Annotated in this window: 8 protein-coding genes; 1 reads left to right on the plus strand and 7 read right to left on the minus strand. The window is 64.2% G+C overall.

Annotation, left to right across the window (positions count from 1 at the left end; translation table 11 throughout):
- Positions 1–134: 134 nt before the first annotated feature.
- On the minus strand, positions 135–905 hold the full coding sequence (locus ACO6VM_RS14670; protein WP_390970003.1) for a TerC family protein: 771 nt from the start codon (positions 903–905) through the stop codon (positions 135–137).
- Between the two features lie 72 nt (positions 906–977).
- On the minus strand, positions 978–2,285 hold the full coding sequence (locus ACO6VM_RS14675) for a CitMHS family transporter (protein ID WP_422403460.1): 1,308 nt from the start codon (positions 2,283–2,285) through the stop codon (positions 978–980).
- A 268-nt stretch (positions 2,286–2,553) separates the two neighbouring features.
- Between ACO6VM_RS14675 and ACO6VM_RS14680 the strand changes: the two genes are divergently transcribed.
- Complete coding sequence (locus ACO6VM_RS14680) at positions 2,554–2,955, plus strand: GFA family protein (RefSeq protein WP_401056128.1); 402 nt, start codon at positions 2,554–2,556, stop codon at positions 2,953–2,955.
- A 143-nt stretch (positions 2,956–3,098) separates the two neighbouring features.
- Here the strand turns inward: ACO6VM_RS14680 and ACO6VM_RS14685 are convergent, their stop codons facing one another.
- From ACO6VM_RS14685 to ACO6VM_RS14705, 5 genes are all read right to left on the minus strand, one after another.
- Positions 3,099–5,057 carry a DUF4105 domain-containing protein gene (locus tag ACO6VM_RS14685; RefSeq protein WP_401056089.1) on the minus strand — a complete coding sequence of 653 codons (1,959 nt, stop codon included), beginning with the start codon at positions 5,055–5,057 and terminating at the stop codon, positions 3,099–3,101.
- A complete protein-coding gene (locus ACO6VM_RS14690) occupies positions 5,054–5,374 on the minus strand; it encodes a DUF2388 domain-containing protein (RefSeq protein WP_125462101.1) in 321 nt (106 codons plus the stop codon). Before ACO6VM_RS14690 ends, ACO6VM_RS14685 begins: the two co-directional genes overlap by 4 nt.
- 37 nt (positions 5,375–5,411) lie before the next feature.
- Positions 5,412–5,705, minus strand: coding sequence for a DUF2388 domain-containing protein (locus tag ACO6VM_RS14695; protein WP_110995044.1), 294 nt, complete (start codon positions 5,703–5,705; stop codon positions 5,412–5,414).
- 86 nt (positions 5,706–5,791) lie between these two features.
- A complete protein-coding gene (locus ACO6VM_RS14700) occupies positions 5,792–6,109 on the minus strand; it encodes a DUF2388 domain-containing protein (RefSeq protein WP_390969997.1) in 318 nt (105 codons plus the stop codon).
- 295 nt (positions 6,110–6,404) lie between these two features.
- Positions 6,405–6,620 carry a DUF1127 domain-containing protein gene (locus ACO6VM_RS14705; RefSeq protein ID WP_110995046.1) on the minus strand — a complete coding sequence of 72 codons (216 nt, stop codon included), beginning with the start codon at positions 6,618–6,620 and terminating at the stop codon, positions 6,405–6,407.
- Positions 6,621–6,954: the final 334 nt, after the last annotated feature.

Consider the following 6,954-nt stretch of genomic DNA (forward strand, 5'->3'; position numbering starts at 1 on the left):
TGTGTGTGTGCGGCTTTCCCTGCTTCACCCCCCCCCCCCCCCCCCACTCCCCCCCCCCCCCCCCCCACGATCGTCCAACGCCCAAGCATGAAAAAGGGCCCCGAAGGGCCCTTTCTGTACTGCACTCGCCGGGATTACTGGCCCGGAATGTCCTTGCGCAGTTTCACCGCGTCGGGCTCTTCACCCTTCTTGCGCGCCGCCGCAGTGCGCATGCGGATGTTGATCGCTTCCACCGCCAGCGAGAAGGCCATGGCGAAGTAGACGTAGCCCTTCGGCACATGCACGTCGAAAGATTCGGCGATCAGCACGGTACCGACGACGATCAGGAACGAAAGCGCAAGCATCTTCAGCGATGGGTGCTTGTCGATGAAGTCGCTGATGGTGCCGGCGCAGAGCATCATCACCAGCACTGCGACGATGATCGCGGCGATCATCACCGGCACGTGGGAAACCATGCCCACGGCAGTGATCACCGAGTCCAGCGAGAACACGATGTCGATGATGGCGATCTGGATGATGGTGTAGAAGAACTTGCCGCCCGCGCCTTTGGGCTGGTCCGGGCTTTCGTCCTCGCCTTCCAGGCCGTGGTAGATCTCTTGCGAGCTTTTCCACAGCAGGAACAGGCCACCGAAGAACAGGATCAGGTCGCGCCCGGAGATGCCTTGGCCGAACACATGGAACAGGTCGTCGGTCAGGCGCATGACCCAGGTGATCGACAGCAGCAGCAGGATCCGCGTGACCATGGCCAGGGCCAGGCCGAAGATCCGCGTGCGCGGCTGCATATGCTTGGGCATGCGGCTGACCAGGATCGAGATCATGATGATGTTGTCGATCCCAAGCACGATCTCAAGGGCCGTGAGGGTGAAAAAGGCAACCCAGATTTCCGGGCTGGTCAGCCATTCCATGTGTATTCCTTCGAGCGGTAATGGCAAAGCGCCCGGAGGGCGGGCGCTTTGCGGTTGGATAAAGCGTGTGTATTACAGACTGCTGAACAGCGGGAATGTCCCCAGGGCCAGCGCGCCGAACATTATGCACAGGCACACCAGCACTGCCCACTTGAGGGTGAAGCGCTGGTGATCGCCGAACTCGATGCCGGCCAGGGCCACCAGCAGATAGGTGGAGGGTACCAGCGGGCTGAGCAGGTGTACCGGCTGGCCGACGATCGATGCACGGGCCATTTCCACCGGAGTGACGCCGTAGTGGCTGGCGAACTCCGACAGCACCGGCAGCACGCCGTAGTAGAAGGCGTCGTTGGACATGAAGAAGGTGAACGGCATGCTGACCAGGGCGGTGATCGCCGCCATGTACGGACCGAACGCTTCCGGGATCACCGCCAGCAGGCTCTTGGACATGGCATCGACCATGCCGGTGCCCGACAGGATGCCGGTGAAGATGCCGGCGGCGAAGATCAACCCGCTCACGGCCAGCACGCTGGAGGCGTGGGCGCCGATGCGGTCCTTCTGCTGCTGCAGGCACGGGTAGTTGACGATCATGGCGATACTGAAGGCGATCATGAACAGCACCGGCAGCGGCAGCGCGCCTGCGATCAGCGCGACCATCAGGGCGGCGGTCAGGGCGCCGTTGAACCAGATCAGCTTGGGCCGGCGCGCTTCGGGGAACTGCGACACGCTGATCTCGCTGTGGTCGATGTCGTCGGTCGGCAGGTGCAGCTCACCCAGGCGGGCACGTTCACGCAGGCCATACCAGTAGGCGATGGCGAGGATCGCCAGCACACCGAAGGCCATGGCCGGGATCATCGGCACGAAGATGTCCGAGGGATCCACATGCAGGGCACTGGCGGCGCGGGCAGTCGGGCCGCCCCACGGGGTCATGTTCATCACCCCGCCGGCCAGGATGATCAGGCCGGCCATGATCCGCGGGCTCATCCCCAGGCGGCTGTACAGCGGCAGCATGGCGGCGCAGCAGATCATGTAGGTGGTGGCGCCGTCACCGTCGAGGGAGACGACCAGGGCCAGCACGGCGGTGCCGACCGAGACTTTCAGCGGGTCGCCCTTGACCAGCTTGAGGATCTTGCGCACGGCCGGGTCGAACAGGCCGGAATCGATCATCAGGGCGAAGTACAGGATGGCGAACATCAGCATCACGCCGGTGGGCGCAAGCTTGCTGATGCCTTGCAGCATCATCGGGCCGATGTCGCTGTAGAAGCCGCCGAACAGGGCGAACAGGATCGGTACCAGAATCAGCGCGATCAAGGCCGACAGGCGCTTGGTCATGATCAGGTACATGAAGGTGATGACCATGGCAAAGCCGAGGAAGGTCAGCATGGCGGTACTCCAGGCGTGGCGCGGCGAAAGGAAGGACGATTCGGGCGGATCAGCGCGTCAGGCGCTGCGCGGGGAGTAGGCGAAGAGGGACTGCGGGAAGGCGGGCACAGGAAAACATCAGAATCACCATTGTTGTTGTTGATTGGGCCGGGCATGGAAGTTTCCGGGTGCCCTGGCTGACCGGTCTGCTGCCGGTAGTGGCGCTATCCTATGTGCGCAAGCTTTCAGCCAGCTTTCGACCAGTGCAAGGCGACGGGAGGTCATGACGATGGCGCGTGTCGAGCAAGGGGGTTGCCATTGCGGCGCCCTGCGTTACCGGTTGCGGGGCGATCTGGGTGATGTCGCCCACTGTCATTGCTCGATCTGTCGGCGGGTCAGTGGCGGCACGCTGGTGACCTGGGTCACGCTGGCCTCAGAGGATTTCGAGTGGTTGGCGGGCTCGCCGCAGCGGTATGTGGCGCCGGCTGGGTGCAGCCGCTATTTCTGTGGGGGGTGTGGGGCTCATGTGGCGCTGGTGACTGAGCGCAGCCCGCAGACGATCGATGTGACGGTGGCGACGCTGGATCATCCCGAGCGGGTGAAGCCCGGGCGGCACATCTGGGTGACGAGCCGCTTGCCGTGGATGCCGGTGGGCGATGGGTTGCCCGAGGAGGACGAGGAGAGCCTTTGAGGTCTTGCGCTGGGTGTTCTGGCCCTATCGCGGGGCAAGCCCGCTCCCACGTTGTGGACTACCCCTCTAGTGTTTAACTTCTTGGGGGCAGCCCACAGCGTGGGAGCGGGCTTGCCCCGCGATAGGGCCCTCTGCGGCTTTCGCTAGGGCAACTGCAACCCGCCAGCTGCCTTGTGCAGCGCGCGCAGGTGTTCGCCTACCTGCTTGATGTTGGCTTCCACCGCCTTGATCTCCCTGGCCCGCTCCGGCCCCAGCAGCGCCCTCACCTGCTGGTCCAGGGCGTTGCTCAGGCGCAGCAGTTGCGCCTGGCGTGCCTTGCTCTCCTGCTCCAGGTGCTGGCGCTCCTCGGGCTGTGGCAGGCCGTAGCCGCCCGCCCCCAGCAGTTCCGCCGGGCGGCTGAGGTAGCCACTGTTGGCGAGAATCGCCTGCAGGGCCTGGTCGGCCTTGTCGAAGCTGCCATCCTTTATCGCCCGGCCGTTGAGGTAACGCTGCTTGACCTCATCCTGGGCCAGCAGCAACTGCCGGCGCAGGCTGGCCTGTTCGAGCAGCAGCAGCGCCGCACTGGTGCGCAGGTCGGCGCGCTCGAACCACGGGCGGCGCTGCTCGGCATCCAGGGCCAGCCAGTCTTCCACGGCGGTCTGCTTGATCGGCAACTGCTTCTTCAACACCTCGAACATGGCCTGGTAGCGGTCGCGGTAGGAGTCGAAGCGATAACCCAGGCGCAGCGCCTCACGTGGGTCGTCGAGCACACTGGTGTCGGCCAGGCCACGCCCTTTGAGCACTTCCAGCAGGCCGTTGGGCATGATGTTGTCGAGGTCGTTCAGCCGCGGGTTGGCGGTGCCGCTGCGCAGCAGCTTCAAATTCTCGACCGCGCAGTTGTTGGACAGGAAGAAGTAGTTGCCGTCGTAGCTCCAGTGCATTTCGGCAGCCTGGCGCACCAGGTTCTCGATCTCGCTGCGGCTGAGCTTGAGCGGCACCGAGGCCAGGCTGCGCAGTTCGGTCTTGGTGTACTCGTCGATCACCTGGCCCAGCGGCAGGACGAACAGCCGCGACGGGTAGGCCCCGACCAGCCCGCCCCAGCTCGACAACTGCACGTCGTTGACGAAGGCCCGGTAGGACAGCACCAGGCTCTGGTCGAGGTCCAGGCGGCACGCTGGGCCGCGCGGCCGGCCGGGGGCGCAGATCACCAGGCGCAGCATGCTGTGGCCCCAGCGGCTGACCAGGTTCTGGTTGGCCTCGGCCAGCAGGTAGTCGACTTCGTAGACCCGCTCGGGGTCGATTTCGCCCAGCGGCTGGCGGGCGAAGTCATTACCGGCGTTGAGGAACGGCAGGGCCTTGGCGCAGGTGTTCTGCGGCGGTGCCCAGCCGAAATGCTCGCTCAGGTACTGGTTGAGCGCCGGGCGACGGCAGGCGTAGCTGGGGTCGAGGAGGAAGTACTCCATGTTGACCGCGATGTATTCCTTGGGGCTGCTCAGCTCGTAGCTGTCGGGGCTGCGCGCCACCTGGCCGTTGTGCTGTTCGCGCTCGCCGCGGCGGCCGACGTACTGCGGCCAGCCGGCCAGGTCGAGCAGGCGTGGATCGTCGCTCAGGGTGAAGCGGCGTTCGGCCTGGCCTCGGCAGTCCTGCGGCAGGCCTACCTTGCCCAATGCGCCCTGCTGGCGCTTGCAGCGGGTGATGAGCTGGCGCTCGGCGCTGGGCCACAGGCGGGCGCGGTCATATATATGGGTGAGCTCATGCAGCACCGTGGCCAGCAACTCTTCACGGACGGTGCCGTGTGGGCGGTTGGTCTTTTCGCGGGCGGCACTGCCATCGACCAGGCCTGGCAGCAAACGGCGGTTGAGGTCGAGGGTGGAGACCGGCGTGGCTTGGCCGTAGGCATCCTCAGGCATGCGGTCGGTCCAGCTCACCGTTACCTGGCGGTCCAGCTGTTGCTTGAAGCGTGGTGGCAGCTTGGCCATGGCTTCATCGAGCAGCTGCTGGGTGGCCTGCTGCTGTGGCTGGTCGAGGCCGTCTGCCTGCAGCACCAACTGCAGGTCGGCCAGGGCGGGCGTGCCGAGCAGCGTCAGGACGCAGCCGAGCAGCCAGGCACGCGCGCGCATCACAGCGCGAGGATGGCTTCGGCCAGCACCTGGTCGCTGGCGTCGCGGGCTTCCGGCACACGGGTGCGCAGGGTGTCGAAGGCTGCTTCGAGCTGGGCGCCACGGATGTTGCCGTTGCTGGCGACGAAGCTGGCGGCGTCGTCGTGGGCTTCGCGGATGACTTTCGAATCGCGAATCGAGGTGGTGGTGTCGGAGGTGAAATCGATCGTGCGCGCCGAGGCACGGACGATGATATTGCTGGTAGCCACCAGCGTGTGAGCCTGGGCCATGTCGGCCAGCAGCAACATGCCGAGGGAAGCGGCGATCAGCGATTTACGCATGGAGCATCTCCAGAAGGTACAAAGGCGTAACGGGTAATTATTGGACGAGGATGGCTTCGGCCAGTTCAAGGTCGCCGACAGAGTGACAGCTGTGCACCTGGCGCAGCGAAACCAGCGCCGCCTGAAGGCGCGCACCGCGAATCAAGCCATCACTGGCAACGAAGGCAGCAGCGTCGTCACGGGCGGCGGCGACGATCTTGCGATCGAACGGCGCGGTGGTCACCTGGCTGGTGACATAGCCGGTGGCAACGAGGCTCTGGGTGGTGACATCCATGGCATGGGCGCTTCCCATACCGGCGAGGGCTAACAGCACTGGCGGCAGATAACGCATGGGCTCTCTAGGCGGTGGTTTCGGGCAGCAAAGGCTACCCCGGATGCACCGGCCGGGGCCAGTGAATCCGGGTGTGAAGGCCTGTGCTAGAGCGCGAGGATGGCGCGGGCCAGTTGCGCGTCGCTGGCTTGCAGCGTGGGTTGCTGCTGGCGAATGTGCACGAAGGCGCTTTCCAGCTTGGCGCCGCGGATCGCGCCTTCGCTGCCAACGAAGCTGGCGGCGTCGTCACGGGCTGCCTGCACGATCTTGTCATCGCGGAAGGACGAGGTTACGTCGGAGGTGGCATCGGTGGTCGCGGCAACGGCACCGACTACCGCGTCAGTGGTCACCACGAAGCTGGTGGCATTGGCCGCACCGGCGAGGGACAGCAGCACGGCGGCGCCTAACAGATGATAACGGGACATGATGGGGGACTCCTGCGCAGGGTCTGGATGGTTCTGGTTATCGGACGCTCGCTTGGCTCGTCACGGTACGGTGTTGCCAGGCGTGTAGGACAAGCGTAACACGCCTCGGTTCAAGCGCCTGGGGCGGCGAAGGACCACAATTGGTAACTGTACCTGCCAATACGCATTTTTGTGAAACTGTACCTATCACACTGCGATGGCTCTATCTCGCTGCGGACAAACAAAAAACCCGTCGCGGTTTCCGGCGACGGGTTCTTGTGTATTCGCGGTGCCGGCGTTGGCCGGCGGCCGAGGCTTAGCGCCAGAACGGCTTGCTCAGCTCTTCGTAGCGCTGCGACTCGCTGATACCGGCGTCGGCCAGCAGGCGGGAGTCCAGGCGAGCCAGCTGACGGCGGCTGGCCATGCGGCGTTGCCACAGCAGCAGGGTCGACAGGGCGCGCAGAGGCAGGGCAGCGTGGGAAGCTTGGGCGTTGCTTTCGAAAACCAGACCGGAACTGAGGGTGCGTTCCATGATGTTTCATCCTTCCGCTTGTGGCGGCATTAGGGAGTGATTTAACTGGTGCCCATCTTCCTCCTCTGCTGTCCATAACAGTAGATACAGTTCTGTAGTAAAGCGATGGCTCAGTTAACTGTGTAACCCTACTGTTGCACTCGAAATTGGCGTAACTGTACTGGTCTGCACTGATTTAGTGCGAATTTTAGATTTTGCAGGAAATGACGCGGGGCTAGAGCGGATAATTACCAGTACAGTAGTACAGTTTTATCTGTGTGGTTGCCAGTTGACTGTGGGAGCGGGTTCACCCGCGAAAGCGTCTGTACGGCCACTGCAGCATTCGCGGGTGAAC

The organism is Pseudomonas sp. GZD-209 (assembly GCF_049310485.1).
GTDB classification, from domain to species: Bacteria; Pseudomonadota; Gammaproteobacteria; order Pseudomonadales; family Pseudomonadaceae; genus Aquipseudomonas; species Aquipseudomonas sichuanensis.

Coding starts and splice junctions, on each gene's coding strand:
- ACO6VM_RS14705 (WP_110995046.1), bottom strand. CDS start 6,620: ATGGAACGCACCCTCAGTTCCGGTCTGGTTTTCGAAAGCAACGCCCAA.
- ACO6VM_RS14690 (WP_125462101.1), bottom strand. CDS start 5,374: ATGCGTAAATCGCTGATCGCCGCTTCCCTCGGCATGTTGCTGCTGGCC.
- ACO6VM_RS14670 (WP_390970003.1), bottom strand. CDS start 905: ATGGAATGGCTGACCAGCCCGGAAATCTGGGTTGCCTTTTTCACCCTC.
- ACO6VM_RS14695 (WP_110995044.1), bottom strand. CDS start 5,705: ATGCGTTATCTGCCGCCAGTGCTGTTAGCCCTCGCCGGTATGGGAAGC.
- ACO6VM_RS14675 (WP_422403460.1), bottom strand. CDS start 2,285: ATGCTGACCTTCCTCGGCTTTGCCATGGTCATCACCTTCATGTACCTG.
- ACO6VM_RS14680 (WP_401056128.1), top strand. CDS start 2,554: ATGGCGCGTGTCGAGCAAGGGGGTTGCCATTGCGGCGCCCTGCGTTAC.
- ACO6VM_RS14700 (WP_390969997.1), bottom strand. CDS start 6,109: ATGTCCCGTTATCATCTGTTAGGCGCCGCCGTGCTGCTGTCCCTCGCC.